The sequence below is a fragment of the Streptococcus sp. CF8_Ac1-9 genome (assembly GCF_024295565.1).
GTDB lineage: Bacteria > Bacillota > Bacilli > Lactobacillales > Streptococcaceae > Streptococcus > Streptococcus parasanguinis_X.
Genome location: NZ_JANCOY010000001.1, coordinates 1 through 25,600, shown reverse-complemented (window position 1 = coordinate 25,600; position 25,600 = coordinate 1). Strand labels below are relative to the sequence as shown.

The 25,600-nt window shown below is 42.8% G+C and carries 22 protein-coding genes; 6 read left to right on the top strand and 16 right to left on the bottom strand.

The genetic code is table 11. From position 1 onward, the window contains the following. Positions 1-11: 11 nt before the first annotated feature. The 5 genes from NML76_RS00110 to NML76_RS00090 form a co-directional block, all read right to left on the bottom strand. On the bottom strand, positions 12-434 hold the full coding sequence (locus NML76_RS00110; protein WP_049491886.1) for a hypothetical protein: 423 nt from the start codon (positions 432-434) through the stop codon (positions 12-14). Further along, positions 416-2,506, bottom strand: coding sequence for a hypothetical protein (locus tag NML76_RS00105; protein WP_049491888.1), 2,091 nt, complete (start codon positions 2,504-2,506; stop codon positions 416-418). Before NML76_RS00105 ends, NML76_RS00110 begins: the two co-directional genes overlap by 19 nt. After that, a complete protein-coding gene (locus NML76_RS00100; protein WP_254732350.1) occupies positions 2,503-2,856 on the bottom strand; it encodes a hypothetical protein in 354 nt (117 codons plus the stop codon). Before NML76_RS00100 ends, NML76_RS00105 begins: the two co-directional genes overlap by 4 nt. Before the next feature lie 2 nt (positions 2,857-2,858). Next, on the bottom strand, positions 2,859-3,206 hold the full coding sequence (locus tag NML76_RS00095) for a TIGR04197 family type VII secretion effector (protein WP_049491897.1): 348 nt from the start codon (positions 3,204-3,206) through the stop codon (positions 2,859-2,861). Positions 3,207-3,394: 188 nt separating this feature from the next. Then, on the bottom strand, positions 3,395-3,535 hold the full coding sequence (locus NML76_RS00090) for an NADAR domain-containing protein (protein WP_275043501.1): 141 nt from the start codon (positions 3,533-3,535) through the stop codon (positions 3,395-3,397). Positions 3,536-3,781: 246 nt separating this feature from the next. On the opposite strand from NML76_RS00090, the gene NML76_RS00085 reads away from it, so the two are divergent. Beyond that, the gene (locus NML76_RS00085; RefSeq protein ID WP_254732348.1) at positions 3,782-5,299 is read left to right on the top strand and encodes an ABC transporter ATP-binding protein; all 1,518 of its coding nucleotides are present in this window, start codon (positions 3,782-3,784) and stop codon (positions 5,297-5,299) included. Positions 5,300-5,873: 574 nt separating this feature from the next. Here the strand turns inward: NML76_RS00085 and NML76_RS00080 are convergent. The 10 genes from NML76_RS00080 to NML76_RS00035 all read right to left on the bottom strand — a co-directional run bounded on the left by NML76_RS00080 (position 5,874) and on the right by NML76_RS00035 (position 19,820). Next, positions 5,874-6,458, bottom strand: a complete 585-nt coding sequence (locus NML76_RS00080) for a DUF1307 domain-containing protein (protein ID WP_003007820.1) — start codon at positions 6,456-6,458, stop codon at positions 5,874-5,876. A gap of 127 nt (positions 6,459-6,585) precedes the next feature. Then, the gene (gene galE, locus NML76_RS00075; protein WP_049491902.1) at positions 6,586-7,584 is read right to left on the bottom strand and encodes a UDP-glucose 4-epimerase GalE; all 999 of its coding nucleotides are present in this window, start codon (positions 7,582-7,584) and stop codon (positions 6,586-6,588) included. A gap of 63 nt (positions 7,585-7,647) precedes the next feature. Continuing rightward, entirely contained in the window at positions 7,648-9,120 is a 1,473-nt protein-coding gene (galT, locus tag NML76_RS00070; protein WP_254732346.1) for a UDP-glucose--hexose-1-phosphate uridylyltransferase, read from the bottom strand. A 12-nt stretch (positions 9,121-9,132) separates the two neighbouring features. Continuing rightward, entirely contained in the window at positions 9,133-10,299 is a 1,167-nt protein-coding gene (locus NML76_RS00065) for a galactokinase (protein WP_254732698.1), read from the bottom strand. 252 nt (positions 10,300-10,551) lie between these two features. Beyond that, the gene (locus NML76_RS00060; RefSeq protein WP_254732344.1) at positions 10,552-12,963 is read right to left on the bottom strand and encodes a glycoside hydrolase family 3 N-terminal domain-containing protein; all 2,412 of its coding nucleotides are present in this window, start codon (positions 12,961-12,963) and stop codon (positions 10,552-10,554) included. 125 nt (positions 12,964-13,088) lie between these two features. Next, on the bottom strand, positions 13,089-14,531 hold the full coding sequence (gtfA, locus tag NML76_RS00055; protein WP_254732342.1) for a sucrose phosphorylase: 1,443 nt from the start codon (positions 14,529-14,531) through the stop codon (positions 13,089-13,091). Between the two features lie 126 nt (positions 14,532-14,657). Beyond that, a complete protein-coding gene (locus tag NML76_RS00050) occupies positions 14,658-15,491 on the bottom strand; it encodes a carbohydrate ABC transporter permease (protein WP_021153463.1) in 834 nt (277 codons plus the stop codon). A gap of 13 nt (positions 15,492-15,504) precedes the next feature. After that, complete coding sequence (locus tag NML76_RS00045; protein ID WP_023022883.1) at positions 15,505-16,371, bottom strand: carbohydrate ABC transporter permease; 867 nt, start codon at positions 16,369-16,371, stop codon at positions 15,505-15,507. Positions 16,372-16,384: 13 nt separating this feature from the next. After that, a complete protein-coding gene (locus NML76_RS00040) occupies positions 16,385-17,644 on the bottom strand; it encodes an extracellular solute-binding protein (RefSeq protein ID WP_247923384.1) in 1,260 nt (419 codons plus the stop codon). Positions 17,645-17,657: 13 nt separating this feature from the next. Next, complete coding sequence (locus NML76_RS00035) at positions 17,658-19,820, bottom strand: alpha-galactosidase (protein ID WP_247923385.1); 2,163 nt, start codon at positions 19,818-19,820, stop codon at positions 17,658-17,660. Positions 19,821-19,981: 161 nt separating this feature from the next. Between NML76_RS00035 and NML76_RS00030 the strand changes: the two genes are divergently transcribed. The 3 genes from NML76_RS00030 to birA all read left to right on the top strand — a co-directional run bounded on the left by NML76_RS00030 (position 19,982) and on the right by birA (position 22,840). Further along, entirely contained in the window at positions 19,982-20,815 is an 834-nt protein-coding gene (locus NML76_RS00030) for an AraC family transcriptional regulator (protein WP_070466181.1), read from the top strand. A gap of 67 nt (positions 20,816-20,882) precedes the next feature. Next, complete coding sequence (locus NML76_RS00025) at positions 20,883-21,890, top strand: LacI family DNA-binding transcriptional regulator (RefSeq protein ID WP_254732340.1); 1,008 nt, start codon at positions 20,883-20,885, stop codon at positions 21,888-21,890. 8 nt (positions 21,891-21,898) lie between these two features. Beyond that, the gene (birA, locus tag NML76_RS00020) at positions 21,899-22,840 is read left to right on the top strand and encodes a bifunctional biotin--[acetyl-CoA-carboxylase] ligase/biotin operon repressor BirA (RefSeq protein ID WP_254732338.1); all 942 of its coding nucleotides are present in this window, start codon (positions 21,899-21,901) and stop codon (positions 22,838-22,840) included. 657 nt (positions 22,841-23,497) lie between these two features. Here birA and NML76_RS00015 read toward each other — a convergent pair. Then, positions 23,498-23,764, bottom strand: coding sequence for a hypothetical protein (locus NML76_RS00015; protein WP_254732336.1), 267 nt, complete (start codon positions 23,762-23,764; stop codon positions 23,498-23,500). A 38-nt stretch (positions 23,765-23,802) separates the two neighbouring features. Here NML76_RS00015 and NML76_RS00010 point away from each other — a divergent pair, with 38 nt between their 5' ends. Beyond that, positions 23,803-24,906 (top strand): ABC transporter permease, encoded by a 1,104-nt coding sequence (locus NML76_RS00010; protein ID WP_254732334.1) that lies wholly within the window; start codon positions 23,803-23,805, stop codon positions 24,904-24,906. Between the two features lies 1 nt (position 24,907). Further along, positions 24,908-25,597 (top strand): ABC transporter ATP-binding protein, encoded by a 690-nt coding sequence (locus tag NML76_RS00005; protein ID WP_254732332.1) that lies wholly within the window; start codon positions 24,908-24,910, stop codon positions 25,595-25,597. The last annotated feature ends 3 nt before the right edge of the window (positions 25,598-25,600 follow it).

The following is a 25,600-nucleotide window of genomic DNA, read 5'->3' as shown; positions in this document are numbered from 1 at the left end:
TTATATCTCTTTTACTTAAGTGGTGACACATAATCATCTGGAAGTTTACCTCTCCAGTCAATCCACATTTGCTCAGCAATTGGAATTAATCTTTCAAGCTCTTCCTGAGTAAATAACTCTCTAGTTTCAGGTAAATCAATTAATGATGTAGGACTCTCTTCTATGAATCGTTTCTCACTAGCTTTCTTTTCTTCTTCCGTCGGTGGCCAACGATCGGTCTGAAGTTTACTTAATATTTCTAACTGCGTTCTCTCTCCACTTTCTAATAAGGCAAACAGCTCATTTGGTAATTCATAAACTACACGCTGAGGGGCAATTCCTCCCTCCTCAGTAACGTAATAAAAATGATTACCATCTCTCCAGATATGCTGACCATAACCTTTTACCTCTTCAAACTGGATAACATCTTCCCAGCCTAATTTACTATGTTCCATGTATGTTCTCCTCTCTTGGTACTAATATCTTTCATTACACCTTCTGGAATATCTCCTGGGAAAGTTCGTCCCGTTGGTCTCCACCAGTCATTGGCTCCTGCTTCTCTCCCACTTGGTATTGAAATCCCTTTTTCTGCTACTACTTCTGGAGTGACATCTAAACGATAAAGTGGCCCGTCTTCTAAATAACCTTCATCAAGTCCTAATATGATTTCATAAAGACGATTATCTCCATTGGCAACCTTTTCAATGATATCTGCATGTTCTTTACTCAACCAGAAACTTGTTCCATCATCACCTCCAACAATACCTCCATTCCAATTTTCGCTAGGTTGAAATTTTTGGAATCTGGCTGCTCCATTTTCAAATTGCTGTTTGTGTGCTTTTATGTATTCTGAGCTATAAACCTTTTCGACGATTGGACGATCTTCTTTCGGTATTGATAATACACTTTTGGATGTTTTACCAGGACGATACTCCACTTTAGGTGCGTTCTTAGAAATATTAAAGATTAATTCCCTTTCTTCAGGAGTTAATTTGTCAAAGACTTTCTCTAGATATCTTTCTCGAGTTGCAAAGTCTTTAAACCCAGAACTCTCCCTCGCAAGTTTGCTTTCTTCTATATTTCGTAAAATGCGTTCACGATCATAAGTTTTTGCTGGTTCTGTTATAGTTTTAACATTGGTATCTACCTTAGGGTTTACCTCAGGAATTACTGGTTTCCTATTGAAGAATGGAACTTTCCCTTTTACCTTACTAAATACATCCGAGAACGTTGTATAGGGTTTATTGTAGTACTGATTATAGCCAACATAAGAGGTATACAAGGTACTTGCTAGTTGGAAGCTCTCAGTAACAGTTCTCACCTTTTTGATATCTTTTGCCCGATTGATTTCTTCCTGTGTAGCAGGTTTGCCTGTAAAAGGATCAATTCCTTCTTCAATTATATAATAATCATATTTAGTTTGAAAGGCGGGATCTCGCCAACTAAGCATTTTTTGACTATCTAAAAGGAAATAGCGATCTAGTAGGTAATCATAATTAGCGCGTTCTGTTTCAGATTTAAATAGTTGTGCATAGGGATTCACATGGGCCATGGAGATCAATGTTTTAAGTTCTGGGTAGGCCTCTTCTAACGCTTCTTGATCCATTGCATCGATACGTTTCCTAAATTTCGGGTCCACCTTGGCTAATTCTGAAGGTAATAATCCTAAGTGATCATTCTTCACTTCATTATATCGCTTCCAAATTAGTTTCACATCCTCATAATCCATAGTAGCAGTCACATTATCGCCTTGTCCCATTGTAAGAAACCTTTTATATGATTGAATCACAGAACCATACTCTTCCTCCAGTTCTGCACGTGACATTTTTGAGAGTTTTTCCTCTAACGTTTCAACCTTCGGGTTCTTCACTTTGTTCAGGACTGCTTGTCGTTTTTGCCATCCTAAAGAGATTGTTTGCTTCCATGATAGATCAGCTCCATTACTTGGGGGCAAGTAGGTTCCACTGGCAGCATCCCATGATTGTGCAGCTTGGGCAAAACCATTTTGAACGGCCAATAAATACCGCTCTGAATTTAAAAAGATAGTTGGAGAGACTGCATTAAAAGTAAGCAGGCTAATTAATATTTTCTGTAATTTTTGTTTTGCTCCTTCTAATACGGCTATAGATAGCGAAAGATTTAGAAAAGCTGAAATCTTATCATCCGATTTTGTTTCCATTAACTGTCGTAGATTAGAAATCTTTTGATCTGCTTCCCTAATTTTTTCTTCTAAATCAACTTGACGCCAACTTTTACTATCTACGTCAGAGGTATATTGACTGACAAATTTTTGACACTCCTCCGCCAGTGATTCTTGGTATAAGACAATCCCTTGAATTAATGGAATTACAGTACTTGTAATATGCGCCTTTGCTGAGTCGTAAGCATGCCCTTTTAACTCTTCTTCAGCTACAAAATTTTCAAGAACTTTAATCAATTCAATATTCTGTTGCACGCACTGGGCGGATATACTAGATAAACTAGTTGCCTGACTTCTGGCGGATTCTAGATACATATCTATACTCATGTGATTTTCTCCGTCACTAATCGTCTTTTTTCTTGGTGAATCGAATCTAACTTCATTTCAATAGATTTATGTTCTTTCCGAAGTTTTTCTAATTCTTCATCCAGACTGTATTCCATTATTCTCACTTGATGCTGGAATTCTAACTGGTCATCCATCATTTGACTTTGATATCTGCTACCTTCGAAAAGAAAATCTAGATCATTTAACCAATGAGAATCATTCAAAAGCTGATCCATTACTTCCATTTTCTTCGAATCTAATTTTTCTATTCTTTGATATAGGTCCCACTCCTTATCTGAAAGTTGTAGTTCTTTCTCATGGAGCTTATTCCATGTATCTTCTGCACTCATATCTAATCCTCTAACACATCTAAGTATTTTGATTTCGCTTCATTTGAGAATGACGGCTTAGACTGAATAGTATTCAAAATATTTAAATTTTGACGAATCATGGCATCCTTATCTTCAAATTGGTCGGCTAAGCTATGGATATTTTGAATCATATTCACAATATGATTCGATAGCTGACTCTGAAGATTCTCAAATTGACTAATACCATTTTTTGCACTATTATTACCAGCAACTGTCGTTTGTTCATCTCTTTGAACTGTAATAGCTGAATGATTATTGGCAGATCCTATTGCAGTAGCATGCTTAGCAGCCACCGAAAGATCACTTTTTACGGTGTATTTATCTCCCATTCATTTCTCCTTTAAATTTTTTCATATTATAACATCTTTCACAGCTATAAAAAAGCCTAGTTAGTGGTATTCCCAGCACATTCGCTCACGCAAAAAAACTCAAGCCGACTGACTTGAGTTCCATATTATTGATCATTGCGGCATTCATACCAAACTTAGGGTGTTAAATGGAATAGCTTGAAGAGAGGTTACGGGTTTGGGTTTTTCAACTCTTCCCGCACTTGCATTAAGAGAAGGCCTAGCTTGTTCCTCCCAGAGCCATCTCCCCCATCAGCCCAGTAGGCGTCATTTTGCGTATGTTCGATGATGCTGGCATCTCTTGTCGCCAGCGGTTCTTTTGTTTAAATTAACACGCCTACAGAATCATCCTAATATCAAATTTTTTTGAGAAATACATAGACAAACTTCTTCTAAATTAATAAACTGACTTCAACATATGCTATAATTTAGTTATATTTTACAAAAAAGAAAGTTTCTAAATAATGCCCCTATTTGCTCATTAATGTAACTGGGCTGTTATGTCATTATCAGTTTTATGTTATATTTTCATATAGCTTTATCAAGGAGTTTCGTCTATGCTTCAATACCTTAAGCCTCTGCGCTGGTATCTTTTCTTTAATTTTCTCTTTAGTGGACTGTCCAATATTTGTACGGCTCTTCTTCCATACTTTACACAAGAGTTAATTCGTGGCCACTATCAAATAGCTTTGTCAGGTTATTGCATCGCAGTTATAGGTTACCTGACTTGCAACTACATCCAAATGCGACTTGACTGGAAACAGGCCATTCTCTTTTCGACAAATCTAAAGAACGATTGGTTTCAATCTCTTTTAGGACTTGCCCACCATGATTTCAAGCAGAAAACAGTCGCAGAATACATTTCTTATCAATCTAATGATCTTGATTCACTGGAAAAAGATTATCTACCTCCACTGATGAGTTTTTTTAAGCAGATTCTACGAATTTTGATTTATACCATCATTATTACCAAAACGATCAATCCAATAGTGGCACTGATCCTACTGATTTCAACAGCCATCAGTATTCAAATTCCAAAGATCGTTGGTCAATTGACTGCGAAGCGTAGACAAACCTATCTTGAAAAGCAAGGTGATTATTATCGTACCTTGGAGGATCTATTCCGAGGACATCACCTAGTTAACAAACTCACTCTACCTCATTTTATAGAGCAACAAAGAAGTTCTCTCAAAAACTTGCAGGATAAGTATCTTGGGTATGGTTTGACTAAAATTACAGGTATTCTCTTGACGGGTATTTCTTTTGAATTCATTAGCCTTATTCTCTTTTCCTATCTAGCTTACTCTCTATATCATCATCAAATTGGTATCCCTGAGGTGGTTGCAAGTTTTGGTTATATTACAGCCTTCTCAGAACCAATTCAAGAAATCCTTTACGATCTGCAAATGTTGGAGTCGGTAAAACCTGTAATTAAAAGCTTTCAAACTATTGTTAAGCATCCATCTTCAATTCAGTCACCACAGCCTTCCTTTAAAACGATCACATTGAAGAATCTTTCTAAACAACTTGGGGAATCAACATTGAAGATTTCTTTTGCCACCATTCACAAAGGAGATAAGATTGCTCTCATAGGAGAGAACGGATCAGGTAAGAGTAGCCTACTCAATATTTTAAATGGTACGGATGAGGATTTCCAAGGCGAGATCTTGCTGAATGATCTTCCCCTAAATCAGCTTTGGGGAAGATTTGGCCTGATCTTGCAACAAGAGCATCGCTTCAACTCTAGTTATGAAAATAATGTTACGCTATTCAATACTTTCCACGCAGAGTTTAAGGATGCGGAATTCGAAGCAACACCTCCTCAATCCCTGTCAGGTGGTCAACAACAACGTATGTACCTCAATCGAGAAAAAAACCGCCAGAGTCCATTAGTTATTATGGATGAACCTTTTTCAGCCTTGGATGCTCATCAGTTCGAGGCAGAATTGAAAAAAGTACTAGACTTACCGTGTGCTGTCATCATTACTTTACACCGACAGAATGAAGCACTGAAGAACTTTGACCAAGTCTGGGAAATTAGATCTGGAGAACTAATCATTCAAAAAAATGAGTAGACTTGCTTTCTCACGAAGATTTGTTTTACCATGATCAATACATCATCAGGCACAGATAGATTGAGGTCATCTTAACCTCAAAAAGAGAGTGGGACAGAAATCGGTAATTCGTTAGAATTCGATTTCGTCGTCCCACCTCCGCACAGTTGAGTAGGGCTGTAAAAGCTGATGAAATCAGCGTAGTAGAGCCCACTCAACCACTGCGTCTTGCTCGACAATCCAAAAACAATTGAGAGGCTAGGACTTTTGTCCCAGCCTCTTTTTTATATTTAATTGTATTTCTTCCAACCTCTTCTATTACATCTTTAATTTCAAAAGGGATGAATCGTTTGATCAGTGCATAAGTAAACTGGATTGATCTTCTCAATACTTCCTACTCGTCAGTGGACTTCTTAACTGTAATCACTCAACTAAGGATTTTATTCATACAAATGCAAATCATGATTTGCACTCTCTAAAAAGATATCACTCATTTAAATACTCTTTTCCTTAAATCCTATTTTACCAAAATATGCCCATGAATTCATACCAAAACAAAAAAAAGAGCAGCAAACTGAGCTGCTCTCCATTTGGTTTATTTTTCGACCATTCCGCCCTTGATAAGACTGTCTTTCGTTACTGAATAACTGACTGTTTTGTCATCTAGGGGATTAAAGCCTGGGACGATTTCTTTTAATTTATTAAAATCGATTTTTGTGTAATCAATGGTATTGCGGATATAAAAGATTCCGTCTTTGTATTCTGATGTTAGTTCAAATCCATGGCCCATCAGATCTTTGAATTTTTCTTGGCTCTTGGCCACGGCTTCTTTCATGGTTTCAAGAGGGTTCTCACCAGGCACTTTTGAGACGTCGTAATCATCAACTTTTTCTTGTAATAACAAGGTATCTCCCTTGTAATACAAGGTGATAGTTGACTTACCTGCTTCATCACTCGTTTCGAGAACGGTTTTTTGTGCACCTGCTAGTGCATCTTCTTTTTTGCTTTCATCAGTTGATGACTCTTTTGTCTTTTCTTTAGCGGATGATTTGCTTGTTGCTTTACTGGTCGCCTTAGTAGACGATGGACTAGTAGATTTTGTACTCTCTTTTTGTGCGCAACCAGCTAAAAGAAGACCTGCTGTCAAGAAGACGGCTAACATTTTTGTGGTTTTATTCATTTTGAATACCTCACTTTTTATGATGGTTAAGGAAATGACTGACGTTTGAAACGAGTCATTTAGCAAGATCAACTGTCATTTTAAATGTTATTAGAAAAGTCTCAAAAATGATGTCCGCAGTCCCTCCTTATCGATCATTGTAGCCATCTGGGTGGCTGGAATGCCAAGCCCAGGCTGTTTGGATAATGGTTTCGATATTGTCAAATTTAGGTTGCCAACCGAGGATGGCACGCGCCTTCTCAGAGGATGCGATCAGGGTATCTGGATCTCCTGGTCTGCGATCAGCCATCTCAAGTGGGATCGGATGTCCCGTCACCTTACGGGCTGCTTCAACAATCTGAAGATTGGAGAATCCAGTCGATGAGCCCAGGTTAAAGGCGGTAGATGGGTTGCCTTTTCGGAGATACTCCACTGCTAAAAGATGGGCATCTGCCAAGTCAAATGGATGGACATAGTCCCGTACATTGGTGCCATCTGGTGTCTGGTAGTCATCTCCAAAAATAGAGATCTTCTCGCGTTTGCCTTGGGCCACTTGCAAGACGATCGGCAAGAGATGGGTCTCTGGTCCATGGTCTTCTCCGATGGATCCATCTGGCTTGGCACCCGCTACATTAAAGTAACGAAGGGGCACATACTTGATCCCGTAGGCTTGATCGGCCCAACGCATGATGGTTTCCATCATGAGCTTGCTTTCACCATAAGGGTTGATTGGTTTTTGCGGAGTGGTTTCAAGAATCGGAATTTCTTCTGGAATGCCGTAGGTGGCAGCAGTTGAAGAAAAGACGATGTAGTGCACCCCACATTCATGCATGACTTCCAAGAGTTTGACCATGCCTGCTGTATTGTTATCAAAATATTTCAATGGATCGGCCATGGACTCCGCGACCAGTGAGTAGGCCGCAAAGTGGATGACCGCATCGATATCTGCGTGTTCCTTAAAAACAGTGCGCATAAAGTCTTGATCCGCCAGGTCTCCTTGGTAAAAGACGGCATCTGGATGCACCGCTGCACGGTGGCCTGTGACCAAGCTATCGACCACGACGACTTTTTCCTGTCCTTCATTGACCAAGCGGTCCACCATGTGGGAACCGATATAGCCAGCTCCTCCGAGTACGAGTATTGCCATTTGTTTTCCTTTCGCTTCTTGTCTTCTCTCTTATTGTACCAAATTTCTGCCACTTCTCCACACTTAAAGTGTCGCAACAAAGCGTCTAAAGGCAGCTTGTCCTTCTGCTGTTCGCTTGTAAACTCCAGCATCTTCCAGCACACGCGCAAAGATCTGGCCAACTGATTCACGGACAAGGACTTCTGCCTCTGCTTCGTCTGTGATGGCTGGGTGAGTGGCTTTCAAATCATCTGCCCAATCTCGGTGGTAGGTCGCCACTGTGCTCTCACGTCCAAGCAAATAGTCTTGAACCTGCTTGAGCTCTTCCTTGAGGCGAGGTGGCAAAATGGCCAAGCCCATGACTTCGATTAGACCGATATTTTCTTTTTTGATGTGTTGCACATCCGCATGTGGGTGATAGATGCCATCGGGATGCTCTGGTGAGGTTTGGTTGTCACGGAGCACCAAGTCCAGTTCATAATGCCCATCACGTATCCGTGCAATGGGGGTAATGGTATGGTGGGGCTGACCGTCGGATGCCGCTAAGACTTGAACTGCTGGATCCGAGTAGCCTCGCCAGGCTGTGAGGATATGGTCTGCCAGGGCAATCAATTGCGCCTTGTCGTCTGATTGCAAGCGGAGAACTGACATGGGCCAGTTGACAATCCCTACCGATACAGCCTCAAATCCCTCAACGCTAAAGCTTTCCTCAACAGGAGCCAGCTCCATAGGGAAGGTGTGGCGTCCGCCTTGGTAATGGTCATGAGTCAGGATGGATCCCCCTACAATGGGCAGGTCTGCATTGGAGCCCGCAAAATAGCCTGGAAAAGTCTCGACAATGGTCAAGAGTCGCTCAAAGGTCTTGCGACTAATGGCCATGGGAACATGCTGGCTATCGAGGAAAATGCAGTGTTCATTGAAGTAGGCATAAGGGGAATACTGGAAGCCCCAGTCATGACCGTCCATATCAAAGCGAATAATCCGGTGATTGGCCCGAGCTGGATGGTCTAGGCGACCTTGATAGCCTTCATTTTCAAAACACAATTGGCAGGCTGGATAATGACTGGCTTTGGCAAGTTTGGCCGCTGCAATGTCTTTAGGATCTTTTTCAGGTTTTGACAGATTGATGGTGATTTCAAGAGAACCGTAGGGAGTTTGTGTCTCAAAGGCAATATTTTGCGCAATGGCTTTGACCTTGATGTAATCATTGCGCTTAGAGAGGGCATAGAAATCTGCAATCGCGTCTTCCTTAGACTGACGGTAGGTTTCCCAGAAACGATGGTTGACCTGACTAGGGCTAGGGGTAATCCAATCCATCAACTCCGCACCCAGACTGTCTTTTGCGGCCATACTGTCCTGGATCTTGCTATTTGCAACAGCGATCTCTACCAGCTGATCTTTGAGCGCAATCAAGTCTTCTTTTTGAGTTGGGGCGTCTAGCCCTTCTTCTCCAACGCGACTCATGATGCGATTTTTTAGATAAATCCGATCCATCTCTTCGTAGTCACTCGCCGCAATGACGGCTGTGACAAATGCGTCTAATACCTGTTCTGTCATCCTATCTCCTTTTTAATCGAGTACCCGTGTTCCTGCCGCAACTTCTGCAATATAGAAGCTTGGCGCATAGCCAACGACTTCTTCATAACGGTTGCCGACAGCTTCTTTAAAGGCTTCAACCTTATCTTTGTTTACGAGAGCGATGGCGCAACCACCAAAGCCTGCTCCTGTCATACGAGCGCCCAAGACGCCTTCTTGTTCCCAGGCTGTATGCACCAAGGTATCCAATTCTAGACCTGTCACTTCGTAGTCATGCTCCAAGGATACGTGGGAAGCATTCATGAGACGACCAAAACCTCCCAAATCACCTGCTTCAAGTGCCTTACGAGCTTGGAGAGTCCGTTGGTTTTCAAGTACAGCATGACGAGCTCGTTTGATGCGATTTTCATCCTTGATCAAGTAGCTATAGGCATCAAAAGACCAGAGATCCAATTCCCCTAAGGTTTGGATATCCAATTTTTCTTGGAGTTCAGAGACGGCGGTCTCACATTCTGAACGACGTTCATTGTATTTTGAATCCGCTAATTCCCGGCGTTTGTTGGTATTCATGATAACTACGACATTGTCTTTGAGGTCCAGCGGTACCAGATCATACTCTAGGGTGTTGGTATCGAGATAAATAGCCCGTTGATCAGCTCCCATACCGATGGCAAATTGGTCCATGATCCCAGAGTTGACTCCGATGAAGTGATTTTCAGTTTGTTTCCCGATCTTGACCAGATCTAGACGATCTAACTGAAGATCATATAGTTTCTCAGCGATGACGCCAATCAAGAGCTCAAGGGAAGCTGAAGAAGAAAGACCAGATCCATTTGGAATATTACCGTAGACATAGACGTCCATTCCGCTATCAATAACGTGACCAGCTTCTTGCAAGAAATGGAGCACGCCTTTTGGATAGTTTGTCCAGTTGTGCTCTTTTTCAAAGTGGAGATTATCCAGTGGGACTTCAATGATCCCCTTGTCTTCAAAGTTTCCTGAGAAGAAACGCAAGACCTTATCCTCACGCTTTCTTGCCGCTCCGTAGGTACCAAGCGTAATGGCTGCTGGGAAGACATGGCCACCATTATAGTCAGTGTGTTCACCAATCAGATTAATCCGTCCTGGTGAAAAGAAAGTGTGATCTGCTTCTGCTCCAAAGACAGCCTGGAATTTTGCTTGTAAATCTTGAGATGTGATTGTTGTCGTCATGAGAAACTCCTTTAGTTTTGTAAACGTTTTTATACTTGTATTATATCTGATCACAAGTAAAAGTTCAACTATTTTTAGTAAAATTTTATTAATTTTTTATATTGGATCAAAAATGTCGATAATATAGGCTTTTCATCCGATTATAACTTCTATTTCACTCTTGCTATTTCGAGTTAATTTTAGTAAACTTTTACCAAAAAATCTCAATTGGGAGACTACTCAATTGAGATTCTTCATTTCTTAGTGTTTCTTTCTTGGATAGACAAAAGATCCAAGGAAGGTTAAGAGGCTGACACCCATGAGGGCTAGGAGGTTCTCTGTTTGACCGGTCTTAGGCAATACCGATGAGGCAGGACTGGCTGACACGCTGACAGGAGCCTGATCAGTGGCTTGTTTCACAGCGATCGGAGTAACTTGTGGACCATCAAGAGGGCTAGCTTTTTCTTGCTTGCTAACAAGGACCTGTGTTCCTGTGTTACCAACCTCTACTGGTTGTGTCTGATGGGTTGGATCTTGGACTGGTGAAGTTGGATCTTGGGTTTCTGGTGTTGGCAATGGAGCAGGTGCCGGATAGAAGAGACCATGACCAATGCGGTAGGCGTACTCTGTTTCCGACATTTTTCCGTCTACAATTTTTGGAATATCAACCGGTAAGGTACCTATGTGTTCCTTACCATTGAAGATGACTTCCACTCCTGCAGGAATATTAGGACCAAATGCATTGTCTGGTTTGAGGGATTCTGTCGGATCCATTCCCTTATTTCCATAGACTGCCAAAATGGCTTTTGCTGCTGGATAGTTGGCTACATCATAAGGTTTAGAGATAGAAAGGACTGCTGCCTTCTTATGGTTGGTATTGGCATAATTGACGATTTCTGTTGGGATCTTGGTCCGCCAGAAATCTTTATCCAGTTGCCCTTCATAACCGATCTCTGAAATCACTACGATGTGAGTGGCTTTTTCGAGGTCTTCTTTTAGACTATCCAGGGTAGATTCTTTAGTGAAGTTCTTGGCCACAAAGGAGGTGTCTTTTGGAAGCACTCCGTCAGCAATTAAGCGACGCATACCCAAATCGAGTCCAGGAACTTCGTTTTCAAAAGCTCCTAAGAGTAAGACATGGTCCCCTGTTTGCACCTTAAATGGCAAGGTATTGTCTTCATTTTTTACAACCGTCACCGCTGCTGCAGCAATCTTGCGTTCCAAATCACGATTAAGGTTGGAGCCGACTGCTTCTTCTGCTTTTTCAGCTGTCCGAGCACTCGGATCAAAATTCAGGACCCCACGTTTTTCTTTGAGGGTGAGGATCCGACGAACCGACTCATTTAAGCGATCTTCTGAAATGTCACCGGTTTGCACGGCATTTACCACTGCATCGACAATGGTATCAATCTTGGTCAAATCGGCTTTGCTGCGAAGAGTCGTTGGCATCAAGACCAGGTCAACCCCTGCTTTGATGGCCATCTTCACAGCTTCCACCTCACCGAAGTTCTTAGCGATAGCATCCATTCCCATCGCATCGGAGACAATCACGCCCTTATAGCCGTATTTCTTCCGTACCAAGCCCGTTAAAATATCATCAGAGAGTGTCGCTGGGACATAGATTTTCTCACCGGTTTCTTTTGACACAACCTGATCTTTTTCAATCTGTGGGTATTGGATATGGGCCGTCATCAAAAGGTCTACGCCAGCATCCATGGCTTTTTTGAATGGAAGGAGTTCTAATTTTTCAAGTTCGGTAAGAGATTTATCCACCAATGGGAGACCTGTATGGGAATCGACCGCTGTATCCCCGTGGCCTGGGAAATGCTTAGCAGCTACAGCGACATTGTAGTCTTGAATCCCTTTCATCATCGGAATACCTAAGTAAGCAACCCGGTTTGGATCAGATGAGAAGGAACGAAGCCCAATCACAGGATTTTGAGGATTGTTATTGGTATCTAGAACCGGAGCAAAATCCACATTCAAGCCTAGTGCAGAAAGTTCACGTCCGATAATTTGACCAGCTTCTTTCGCTAGTTTGGGATCATTGGTAGCTCCGATGGCCATATTACCGGGAAGGGCTGTACCCGTACCCAAGCGGTAGACGATCCCCCCTTCTTGGTCGATGGCTAACAAGAGCGGAATTTTGCCATTGTTGGCTTTGTTTTCAATCGCTGCCTTTTGCATGTCTTGCGTCAGAGCCAAAGTCTGCTTGGTTTCTTTGACGTTTTCAGCAAAAAGAATGACGCCTCCAAAATCATATTTATCAATCGCATCTGCTACTTCAGCATTGACCTTGGTGAGATCCTGTGGCGACTCCTGATTGGCCTCCTGCCACTTACGGAAGTCCGGCATGATCATTTGGGTCACTTTTTGTTTGAGTGGCATGTTTTCAATCAGTTTTTCCACTTCAGGAGATGCCGTCTCTGTCGATGTTACCGTTGGGGAGGCAGCAGGAACAGCTGCACGGTCTGTTGTCGTCGGTGTTTCGGCCACTTCTCCCTGATTTTCTGTGGTGCTTTCTGGCGTTGGAGAAGCCACCACCTCTTCTACTGTTGCCGCCGGTTCATTGGCTTGATCCGACGCTTGAGCTGTGTCTGCTTTTGCTGTTTGAACGGATAATAGAGCAAAAGCCGTTAATAGGGCCGCAGATGGATAAATGATTTTTTTCATAAAGCGACCTCCTTTCTTTCAATAGATATTGTACCATTATTTTATAGTTTTGTAAACGGTTGCAATGTATAAAACAGAAAAAGGATAAGCATTTTTTACTTATCCTTTAGTTCGTTCATATTTTTTTAAAACACAATGTCTTGACCATTTTCTGTCACTTGGTAAGTGCCATCAGCAAGATTGATTCGGGCTACTGCTGTGGAAGTTTGGTCTTTATTTTGGCGCGTGATGACAATGGTATGATCATCTGGTGTTTCCACCTCAATGCTTCCTTCTAAGTCAAAAGCTTGCGAGTTGTTCCGGAAACTAAAGAGCTTGAGAAGGGATTGTACGACTGGTCGCTCCACTTCTTGAGCGATTTCTTCATTGCTGTAGTAATGACGGTTGATATTGCGGCCTTCTTTGGTGTTTTCGAGGAGTTCCAAATCATTCTTCCCAGCTAGGAATCCAACATAATAAACCTGTGGAATACCTGGTGCAAAGGCTTGAATTAAACGGGCTAGGAAGTACTTACGATCATCATCTCCAAGCGCTGAATAGTAAGTCGAATTGATTTGGTAGATATCCAAGTTGTTGTACTCTGCTGTTGAATATTTGCGTTTAACATTTGCTCCTACCTTATAAAGTTCATTTGAAGCATAGTCAATCTCTTCATCCGTCAAGATATCCTTGACATCGACCACCCCAATCCCATCATGGGTATCGAGCGTCGTGAATTGCTTCATCGGACTCATCTTCAACCACTTGGCAAGACGCTCCACTTTTGAACTATAGAGGGTATAGAGGGTTACCATTGGAAGTGCGAAGTCATAGACATAATAGTCGTGATCGGCAATCTTAAATTGGATGGTATAGTGCTCATGAATCTCTGGAAGAAGCTCAGCACCGTAGCCTGCCGCCATATCGCGCACCTTATCCAACAAATCCCAAATGTCTGGCTCCACGAAGAAATCATTGGTGTCCAATTTCTTCACCGCATAGGCAAAGGCGTCCAAACGAATGAGGTCACAGCCATTGCTCGCCAGGTGTTCGATGGTCTTGCGAATAAAGTCCATGGTCACGTCCTTGGTCACGTCTAGGTCAATCTGCTCTTCCCCGAAAGTATTCCAGAGATGCTCAGTCGTCCCATCCGCAAAAGTGATGGCTTGTTTAGGAGCCCGGTCCTTGCGCTTATAAATCAAATCTACATCTGCTTGAGTCGGACGATTCTCCGGCCAGAACTTGTCCCAGTTGAGAAAGAGATCCTTGTAGGCACTTTGGTCGTGCTTTTCTTGGTAGTCTTTATAATACTTAGACTGGCGGGAAATATGATTGATCATAAAGTCAAACATGAGATAGTACTTGTCGCCCAAGCGTTTGACATCTTCCCAATCACCAAAAGCTGGATCCACTTGGTCATAGTCTACAGGCGCAAAGCCTCGGTCACCAGTTGATGGGAAAAATGGTAAGAGGTGTACTCCACCTACTGCATCTCCAAAATATTTCTCCAGATTTTCATAGAGATCCTTAAGGTTATTTCCTAAGCTATCTGAGTAAGTAATTAACATGGTTTTGTTTTGAATTGGCATAATGGTTCCCTTTCTTTTTTGAAAGCCAAGTCTGAAGAGACCTGGCTTTCATGAGTTTTTCTATTTTAGAATTACTTCCTAGGATACGATTGAAATCAGCAAGCTGAATCGTCCCTTTGTATCTTGTTATTTCACTGCGCCGTTGCTCATTCCTGCGATGATATGGCGTTGGAAGAAGAGATAAACAATGGTGATACTGATAATGCCGACCACGTAAGAGGCAAAGCTTGGTCCGTAGTCGTTGAAATATTGGCCTGCGTAGTTGTATTGGAACAAAGGCAGGGTCCACATTTTGGAATCCCGGTTCAAGACAAGGAGTGGCAACATGAAGTCATTCCAGAACCAAAGGGCATTGATGATCATGGTTGTCGCATGCATCGGTTTCATCATTGGGAAGATAATGCGGAAATAGGTTGTGAATTTATTAGCCCCATCGATCTCTGCTGCTTCATCCAAACTTTCTGGAATCGAGATTTTGATATACCCTACATAGAGAAAGAGGGTCTGTGGAATCGCATAGGTCAAGTAGAGCAAGATCAAACCAAAGGTGTTAGCCAAACCGAGTTTACTCATCATAACTGTAATCGGAATCATGATGACTTGGAAAGGTACGAAAATTCCAAGGATCAAGAGGGTGTACATGATGGTAAAGGCTTTTCTCTTACTCATATTACGTGCGATGGAGTAGGCTGCCATGGGGATAAAGATCATTACTGCAAGTAAAGACAAGACAGTGATGACGACAGAGTTCCAATAATAGCCTCCGATCCCATCAGCCAATAGACGGCTAAAGTTGTCCCATGTGAAATTCGTCGGGAATCCAAAGAAATTATCTACAATATCTTTGGTTGGTTTGAAGGAACTAAAGAGGGTGGCAAGGAGCGGCACTAAAATCAGAACCGATCCTAGAATCAATAGAATATATTTGCCAATCAAGGCTTTTCTTTCATCTTGTTTCATCGTGCTTCTCCTCTTAAATTTCAAATTTCTTAGATACTCTCAATTGGATGATTGAAATCACTACAATCAAGAAGAACAAGATTACGGCAATGGCATTGGCATAACCGAATTGGTTGTTTTTAAAGGCATAATTATAAACCAAGAGCCCAAGTGAGGTTGTGGCATTGTTTGGACCACCACCAGTCATGGCAAAGACTTGGTCAAAGGCGGTAAGCCCACCTTTTAGGGCCAGAATAAAGACCATAGAGACACTTGGTAGCAAGTAAGGCAATTCAACATTCCAGAAGACTTGCTTGCTAGTCGCTCCATCGATTCTTGCTGCTTCTGTAATCTCGGTTGGAATAGACTGCAGACCTGCTAGGAAGATAATGATAGGCATGGCCACCCCTTGCCAAAGAAGGACAAAGACAGCCGCGAATATTGCTCCCCACTTAGTCCCTAAAAGACTGGTTTGTAGAAACTCAATATGAAGGGCATTCCCAATCGCTGGTAGACCATAGTTGAAGACTTGTTTGAAGATCAACGCCACTGTCAAACCAGACAAAACTGCTGGGAAGAAGAACCAAGCACGGAAGAAGGTTTGGCCTTTGATTTTAGAGTTCAAGACACGCGCAATGAAGATCCCAAGGGCAATCTCACCAACTACCATAGCAATCGTGATGATCGCAGTAAAGCCAATAGCATTCATGAATTTTGGATCCATAAAGAGGAGCTTAAAGTTGTTCAAGCCAACAAACTTGTAGTTATAGGTCAAACCTGTCCAGTTGGTAAAACTGTAAAAGGCTCCTTGGAACATTGGCACATAGAAGAAAATTGCTTGTAATAAGAGGGGAATGACCACAAAAGCCCATGCCCAATATTTTTGTAATACTTTTTTCATCGTCTCTCTACTCCTAATCCACATCCGCTTTCATCGGGTTAAAGAAGGCATTCAAATCATTGACCATTCCTTGTTTATCACCTGTCAAGACATAGTTCATCGTCAAGGTATGGAAGTCTGCTTCACTGGTCCAGTATTGTTGCAACCACACCAAGTGACGATCCGTAAAGGCATATTTGGTCATCCCAGCAAGCGGTGAATCCTCTCCTGCTTGTTTGACCCCTTCGATCGCTGTTGGAGATCCGTCCACATCATAGTACTTTTGCATGACTTCTGGACGGGTCATGTATTCCACAAAGGCATTGGCTTCTTTTGGATGTTTGGTAGTAGCTGAGATAGACCATGCTAAGTCTCCCGCACCAACGGTTAAGCTTTGTCCTTTTTCTTTCCCTGGAATCATGAAGGTCCCAATCTTAAATTTCGGTTTTTGTTCATTGATCGCGGTGATGGCCCAAGACCCATTTGGTGTCATGAGGACATCTCCACGCGCGAAGGCTCCGATAACGTCTGTATAGCCAGCGCCTTCCCAGTTCTTTTGCTTAGATCCTTTAATACGAAGGATATCCATGACCTTGATGTCATCCTTCATAATCGGATCAGACAATTTAATGGAATTTGGCTGAGAATAACGAAGGTATTGGTTGGCTTCTTTACCCCCACCTGCTGCTGTCGCAAAGGCCAATTGATTGTAACCATTGAGGGTCCAAGCATCTGCTCCTGCAATCCCAAATGGAGTTTGTCCTTTGGCAACGATGTCTTTTACTAACTGTTCAAATTCGTCCCAAGTTTCAGGAACCTTCAAGCCTAATTCTTCGAATTTATCTTTGTTGTAATAGATTCCGTATGCATTGGCTGTAAAAGGAACGTTGTAGACTTTTCCATTTACGGCATATTTTTCTGCATAGCCGTTTTTCACGTGTTTGAGATAGTCTTTATTGCTTAAATCTTCGAAGACACCCGCTTTCGCCCATTCTTGCAATTCGATGGACTGTGGGTAAATGTTGACTACATCTGGCACATCTCCTGCGAGGACACGTGTCTTCAACACCTCACCAGCGTTTGGTACATTGACAACTTTGACCTTGACCTTTGGATTTTCCTTTTCAAAATCACGCGCGATTTCTTCCAAGGTTTTGGTCATTTCTTTTTTCTGGTTGAAATACTCGATGGTCACTGTGCCATCCGCAGATTTTCCATCGTTGGAGCAAGCGCCAAGCCCAAACAAGGCTAAGCCTGTAGTCGCAAGAAGTCCGATTTTTTTATACCATTTCATTTGGTGTCTCCTTTTATTTTTTGACAAAAACATATTGTTTGCTGAGGAAATCTCCCTGAGGAAGAATGACGGTTAAGCCAGCATACATGAGCTCGGCTCCTGAATAGACTTGATCCGTCCCTTCTAAGCGATAGAGCGCATCTTCTTCCAACCCTTTGAGTTTCAGGGTCGGCTCGATCTCCTCAACCGTTGATAAGACCCGTACATAGGTTACAACCGTGCGGTCTTGATAAGTGAACTGGACGGCTGCTTGATTGCTACCTTGGCTTGGATTGATCAAGCGGTAGTGTTTTCCGAATTGAACCAGTGGTCGAATCGTTTTGTAATGAGCGACTTGAGCTGCGATCTTATCCAACTCTTCTTGCGGAAGACTGGTTAGATCCAATTCATAGCCCAGATTTCCCATCATAGCTACATGACCACGCGTTTCAAGTGGAGTCATCCGTCCCATCTGATGATTTGGCACTGCTGATACGTGAGCCCCCATAGAAATGGTAGGATAGAGGTAGCTAGAACCATACTGGATCGGAAGTCTGGCAATGGCATCCGTATTGTCACTCGCCCATACCTGAGGGAAGTAGCGCATCATACCGAGGTCATTGCGGCCACCACCTCCGGAGCAGGACTCAAAGAGGATGTTGTCGTACTTCTCTGTTAAGTATGAAACCACTTCATAGAGACCCAAGATATAAGCATGGGATTGCATCTTGGTTTCAAGATAAGTTTTCCCATTCCCAAGCTTAGTGATATTGCGGTTCATGTCCCATTTGATATAGTCGATCTCATGATTTCCAAGTAAGTCATCTAAGACCTGCTTAATATAAGCCACTACTTCTTTATTGGAGAAATCAAGCACAAGTTGATTCCGTGAATAAGTGTGTTCGTAACCTGGGACTTGAATAGCCCAGTCCGGATGAGCCCGATAGAGGTCGCTATCAACAGAAATCATTTCTGGCTCCACCCAAAGGCCAAATTGAAGCCCCTTGTCATGGATGCCTTGGATCAGTTCTGCTAGGCTTCCTCCTAATTTTTCTTCATTGACAGTCCAGTCACCAAGGGCCCGATTGTCATCATAGCGATTGCCAAACCAGCCATCATCAAGAACAAAGAGTTCGATTCCCACTTTTTGAGCCTCGTCTGCCAGCTCCAATAATTTTTCTTTCTTGAAATCAAAGTAGGTTGCTTCCCAGTTGTTGATGAGAATTGGACGTTCTTTATGAGCAAAGGGACTAGGAATGATATGGTTTTGGACAAATGCTTGACTTTCTTGACTGAGGCCGGTCAATCCCTTATGGGAGTAGCTAATCATGGCTACTGGCGTATCAAAGCTCTGATTTGGTGCCAACTCCCAGGCGAAGTTTTCTGGATTGATTCCCAATCCAACCCGAACTTCATTGAGTTGATTCTTTTGAACAAATCCTTCAAAATTTCCACTGTAGAGCAGTTGGAAGGCAAGGGCTGAACCAGCATCTTCTGTCACTTCATGGTCAGCAAGGATGAGGGCAGGAGTCTGGGCGTGTCCTGAAGCACCACGGTTGGAGCTGATGGAGAAGATTCCTTGCTCTACTTGCTGGCGGCGGACTGTTTTTTCTCTCGCATAGGCCCCTTGAAGGGTGATGACATCATAGTCACTGGCTGGGACATCGGCCAACACACTAAGGGCCTTATGGATCACGACGGTTTCATCACTCCAGTTTTCAATCTTTAAAAAGCTGGTGATGGTTGCCTGATCTTCGTAGGCTGTGTAATAGAGGGTCAAACGAAGGGCCGCTTGATCATCTTCAAAGACCAAGGCCAAGGTTTCAGCGCTATCTACTGTATGGGGATTGGGAAGACCATTCGCCTCGACACTACCAGAGTAGATATTGGCTCCGACATAGAGGAAATCCGTCACCTCTGTGGCACCGTGCTGGATTTGAATAGACGGCTTTCGAAAATCTCCAAGCCCGTGCTGTCCTAGGATCTGACGCTGGGTATCCAAGCTGAAGGTTCGATGGTCAGGTGTTGGATTTCCAGAGAAAGCATGATCCTTCTCATGTACGGTATTGGAAAAATGATAAGACGGGATCGGACGCCCCAGATGCTTAAGCATCAGGTAGCCATCTCGATTTTCAAGGATCAGGCTCAGTCCCTTACTTTCTACATAGAACAAATTCTGTTCAATACGAATTGCCATATCTTCCTCCATTGGGCCCGAAATAATATCACTATGTATTTTTAAATTCGGTTCCAATAACTTTCTTTTTTAGCATGTCTTTATTTTACTCGCTGTAAACGCTTCCGAAAATAGAATTTTGTTGCACATATATGGTAAAATGTTAGGTAGGAGGTTCAACCATGTCAGTCTTTTCTGAATACCAAACCGACACTATTGACCTAGCCCTTGATTTTTATGGCTACGAAGATTGTCCGAAGAATTATGAATTTGGTCCTAGCGTCCGAGATAATTTTGTCCTGCATTTTGTTACCAAGGGAAAGGGAGTCTTCCACTTCAATAAAAAAGAAATCCACCTAGAGGCCGGGGATCTCTTTCTTCTCCCCAAAAATAAAGTGACCTACTACAAGGCCGATGCCGAAGAACCTTGGTCCTACTACTGGATTGGCATCAGTGGCACCAAGGTGAGTGATTTCATGCGTTTTTCAACCCTGCATGAAAAAGGCTTTTTAAAGAAAACAGAGGTGGAAACAGAAAAGATCGGCCAGTTTATGGAGCGACTCGTCCACAAGGCAGAGGCTTCGAAAATGACTTCTCACTACCAACTCCACCTTCTCTCGCAGATCTATGAACTGCTATTTCTTATCAGTGAAGTGGCTCCCGATATCCATCGGAGCCATCCATCTCCCACCTATCAACTATACCTGACCTGCAAGCATGTGATTGAGACGCATTACGGTAAAGAACACTTGAGTATTCAAGAAATCGCCGATGACCTTAATGTCCATCGCTCCTATCTGACAACTGTCTTTAAGGAGTTTCACCAGATCTCTCCCAAGGAATTCTTACACTCAGTCCGCATGCAGCGTGCCCAGCAGTTACTGACCAATACAGACGAAAGCATCAAGATTGTGGCTTACTCAGTGGGCTTTTCAGATCCCCTCTATTTTTCAAAGGCTTTTAAGGCCTATAGCCAACTGACTCCTAGCCAATATCGCAGCAAACATAAAATTTAGTAAAATTTTATTTATTTTTACTAGTATTTAGAGTATACTGGAAGTAGAAATCAATAAAGGATGAACTATGGCAACGATTAAAGACATTGCGGAAAAAGCAGGCGTTTCTCAGGCAACGGTCTCTCGCGTCCTCAACCAGGATGCAACCTTATCGGTCGGTGAAGACACGCGCAGTCGGATTCTTCGCATCGCTGAGGACCTGCATTACCAAAAGAAGAGCCGCAAAACAGCGCCTCAACCAGTTGAGGATTTTCATAAAATCGTCATTTTTGAATGGTACACGCGCGAAGAAGAATTAGATGACCTCTACTACTATGCCATTCGGATGGGGTTGGAGAAACAAGCCCAGGAATTAGGCTATGAGATCTTTCGTATCTTTAACAAGGACGATTGGTCTTTGATTCAGGAGGCAGACGGCATTATTGCTCTTGGGAAATTCAGTCCCAAGACCATTCAAGATCTAGAAAGCTACGGCAAACCCCTGATCTTTGTCGATAGCAATACCCTCTATCTGGGGCATTCTTGCGTGACGACAGATTTAGAAGATTCTGTTATCAGGGCTCTCGAGTATTTCCTTGATCATGGCCACAAGGAGATCGGGCTTTTGGTTGGTCAGGAAGAAACCGCCGATGCGACACCACTACAGATGGATCCCCGTCAACGGACCTTTCAACAGTTTCTCACGGAAAAAGGACTTTATGAGGAGCGCTTTGTTTCTGTTGGTCAATTCTCGACCGAGTCGGGTTATCAGATGATGGAGCAACTGATTCAAGCATTGGGCGACGACTTACCAACTGCATTTTTCATGGCTAGTGATGCCATAGCTGTTGGGGCCCTTCGGGCCCTTCAGGAGCACCAAATCGCTGTACCCGATCGTGTCAGTATCATTTCCTTCAATGATACTTCGATTGCTAAGTATGTCTTTCCTGCCCTCTCTACAGTGACCGTATACACTGAAGAAATGGGCAAGCAAGCCATTCAGATGTTGCGGCAAATCTTTCAAGGAAGCCAACCAAGTGTTCCCTATATGGTCAAATTAGCCACCAAACTGACGATTCGAGACAGCAGTCGCTAGGAGGTCTTATGAAAACACACGAAATCCTCTTTCAAACCCTTTCTCAGGCAGATGATTACGTCAACGGGGAACAGTTGGCAAAAGAATTAGGTGTTTCTCGCACCTCCATCTGGAAGGCTATTCAGCGCCTGGAAAAAGATGGGGTCGTCATCGAATCCCTAAAAAAGAAGGGCTATAGACTGGTTTCAGGCGATATTCTGCTTCCTGAGGTCATCGCAAGCAATACCCAGTTGACCGTTACTTTGAATGAAGAATGTCATTCTACCCAATTGGACGCAAAATTAGGCATGGAAGCCCATAAAGAGGGCAGGGCTCTCTACCTAGCCAATTCGCAATCCGCTGGAAAGGGCCGCTTTGGTCGTGACTACTATTGCCCCGATCAAGGGGGCATCTACATGTCCCTTCATCTCAAGCCTCAACTGCCACCTGCGGAGCTCCCTCCTTATACCTTGATGGTCGCTGGAGCCATCTATAAAGCTATTAAAAACCTGACCCTGATCGATATCGATATCAAGTGGGTCAATGATATTTACTACCGCCATAAAAAAATTGGGGGAATCTTAACCGAAGCTATCACGTCCATCGAGACTGGTCTTGTCACAGATGTCATTATCGGAGTCGGTCTCAATTTAGCCATCCCTACTTTTCCAGAAGAGCTAGAAAGTAAGGCTGGTTCCTTATTTGAAGGGCCTTGTCCCATCACCCGCAATGACCTCATCAGTGAGATCTGGAAGGAATTCTTCCAAACAGATGTCGATGAACTGGTCTACCTCTATAAAGAGCGCTCCCTGGTCCTAGGACGAACTGTCACTTTTGAGCAGAACCAGCAGACCTATCAAGGCCTCGCCAAAGACATCTCTGATACCGGCCAACTCTTGGTCCAATTAGACAAGCAAGAAGAAATCTGGCTCAATAGCGGAGAAATCTCCCTCAAGCAGTGGAATCTATAAAACAGAGCTCACAACTCACAAAAGAGTCTGGGACAAAACGCTGTCTCAGACTCTTTTGTGTGAAGATATATCAAAACTTTTTAAACCAATTCTTGATATACTCTAAGCATATATCTAGTAGGAATTTGATAAATAATAATACAATTCCAATCTTCACAAACATGTAATATTTAAATGTGTCATCAAATTCATGCACACGGATCGGAAAGGTGAAGATATTAGACGGATTGATAAGAAAATAAAGTGAGATACAAATGGATAAAACCAGCGCTACTATAAAAATTTTTTTATGTATTTGCATTTTTAACCTTTTCCTTTCTTGTTTTACAACATTAATTACCAATCACCAATTTTATATAGCCTGATTAATTCTTTCATTACCCTTTCTAACAGGCTATTTTATAGTTCTTACACCTTCATCATATACAAATTTCAAAATAATACAAGTCTGTTTTTCTAATTATTTTCATGATATAATAATAAAGTTTGGATGTTAAACAAAAAACTCAGTAACTATTCCAACAAACTCTATAAAATTAACTTTTTAGATAGCGCCATGATATATTTAAGCTACTAAACAGTTCAATTCAGTATGTTTTTTGCCCTACTTTTTAATCATGATATTGAAAATACCTAAAAGCGCCTTCCGAAATTCAATTAAATTTCAACATTTTTAATTACTCTCAATATGAAAGTTCTTTCCAAATCCATGCAGGGGGCATCTAAATCAACAGGAGAAGCCTTGAAATCAAGGCTTTTTTTCTTGTCTATAGCAGATTTATTTTTGTATTCATTAACAATTAATAATTGAGAATCAAATTGAACACAGTAAACAAATCCAATTCCTTCATACTCCCCAAACACCATCCCCCTATTATCCCCCCACTTGTGGTATGATGGTAGAGTATGTTTAGGTGCCGTCAACCCTGCTCGAGCACCTCCGTGCTAAAAGGAGAACGAATATGAAAATCGCATGGAATGAAATTAAATACCAACCCAAGAAGTTTATCCTGATTGAACTCCTCATTACCATCCTTATGTTTATGGTGGTATTCTTGTCCGGTCTGACAAATGGACTGGGCCGGTCGGTATCAGCCCAAATCGATAACAATGGGTCGCTGCACTACATCCTTTCGACGGATTCAGAAGGGATTATCCCCTTTTCAACTATTAAGGTGAAGGATTTAGATGAGGTCCAAAAGATAGAGGGGATGGACTATTCGGGTTTGTCCATCCAGCGGGCAACCGTCTCAAAATCAGAGGATTCCAACACTCTGGATATCACCTACTTCGCGACCGATCACAATGAAGAAGAAATCCTCAATCCAATCATGGAAGATACAGACCTCAAGATCTCCGACTTAAAGAAAAACGAGGTCATTTTGGACAGTTCTTTCAAAGAGGATGAGGGAATCCAAGTCGGCGATCGCGTGATCGATAAAACCTCTAAGCAAAAACTCAAGGTCGTGGCCTTCGCGAAAAATGCCAAATACGGCTACAGCGAGATTGGCTTTATCAGCTCGGAAACCTACACAGGCATGCGGCAAAAAACAGATCCAAGCTATCAATGGCAAGCCCAAACCCTTGTGACCAAGAAAAACATCCCTTCTAGTGATCTAGCCAGCAACTTAATGGTGGCGGATAAGAAGCAGGTGATCGATAAAATCCCTGGCTACAAGGCTCAAAACCTGACGCTACGGATGATCACGTGGGTGCTCTTGCTCGCTTCCTCTGCTATCCTTGGGGTTTTCTTCTATATCCTCACCCTGCAGAAGTTGAAACAGTTCGGCGTCTTGAAGGCTATTGGCATGTCCATGAGCCAGATTACCTATGTCCAACTATCCCAGCTCACCATTATCTCCCTCATCGGAGTGCTGCTGGGACTTGGCTTGGCAACCATGATGGTGCCATTTTTACCCAATAGCGTCCCTTCCTTTATGACCCTAAAGGACAATCTCACCATCTCGGTTAGCTTTATCCTGACCTCTATTTTGTGTGGTGCCTTGTCCCTTGTCAAAATCAAAAAAGTAGATCCAATCGAAGTCATTGGTGGAAATGGAGAATAAGATGGCCATTATCGCATTAGAAAATATCAGAAAATCCTACGCCGATGGCAGCCAGATGCACCATGTCCTCAACCAGCTGAATTTAAGCGTAGAACCCAACGAATTTGTCGCCATCTTGGGCCCTTCAGGATCAGGCAAATCCACGCTTTTGGCTATCGCTGGCTTACTCTTATCAGCGGATGAGGGGCGGATTTCTATCGCTGGCCAAGATTTAACTAACCTCAACCAAGGCCAGTGGACGCAAAAACGGCTGGAATTGCTCGGCTTCATCTTTCAAGATCACCAGCTCCTCTCCTATATGAAAATCGGTGACCAGTTAGAACTGGTGGCCAAATTGAAGGGGGAAAAGGACAAGAAGAAACGCCAAGAGGAAGTCAAAGCCTTGCTGGCAGATCTGGGCATCGAAGCTTGTTACCACCAATACCCGAATCAGATGTCCGGTGGACAAAAACAACGGGCAGCCATCGCTCGAGCCTTCATCGGAAACCCACAGGTCATTTTAGCTGATGAGCCAACCGCTAGCCTAGACCCAGATCGAGGGCAAGAAATCGCCCAATTGATCCGGAAAGAAGTCAAATCCAAAAACAAGAGCGCCATCATGGTCACCCATGACCGCTCCATCCTGACCTATGTAGATACTATTTATGAATTAAAACATGGCCAATTGATAAAGGTCGAAAAGGTTGATTAAATA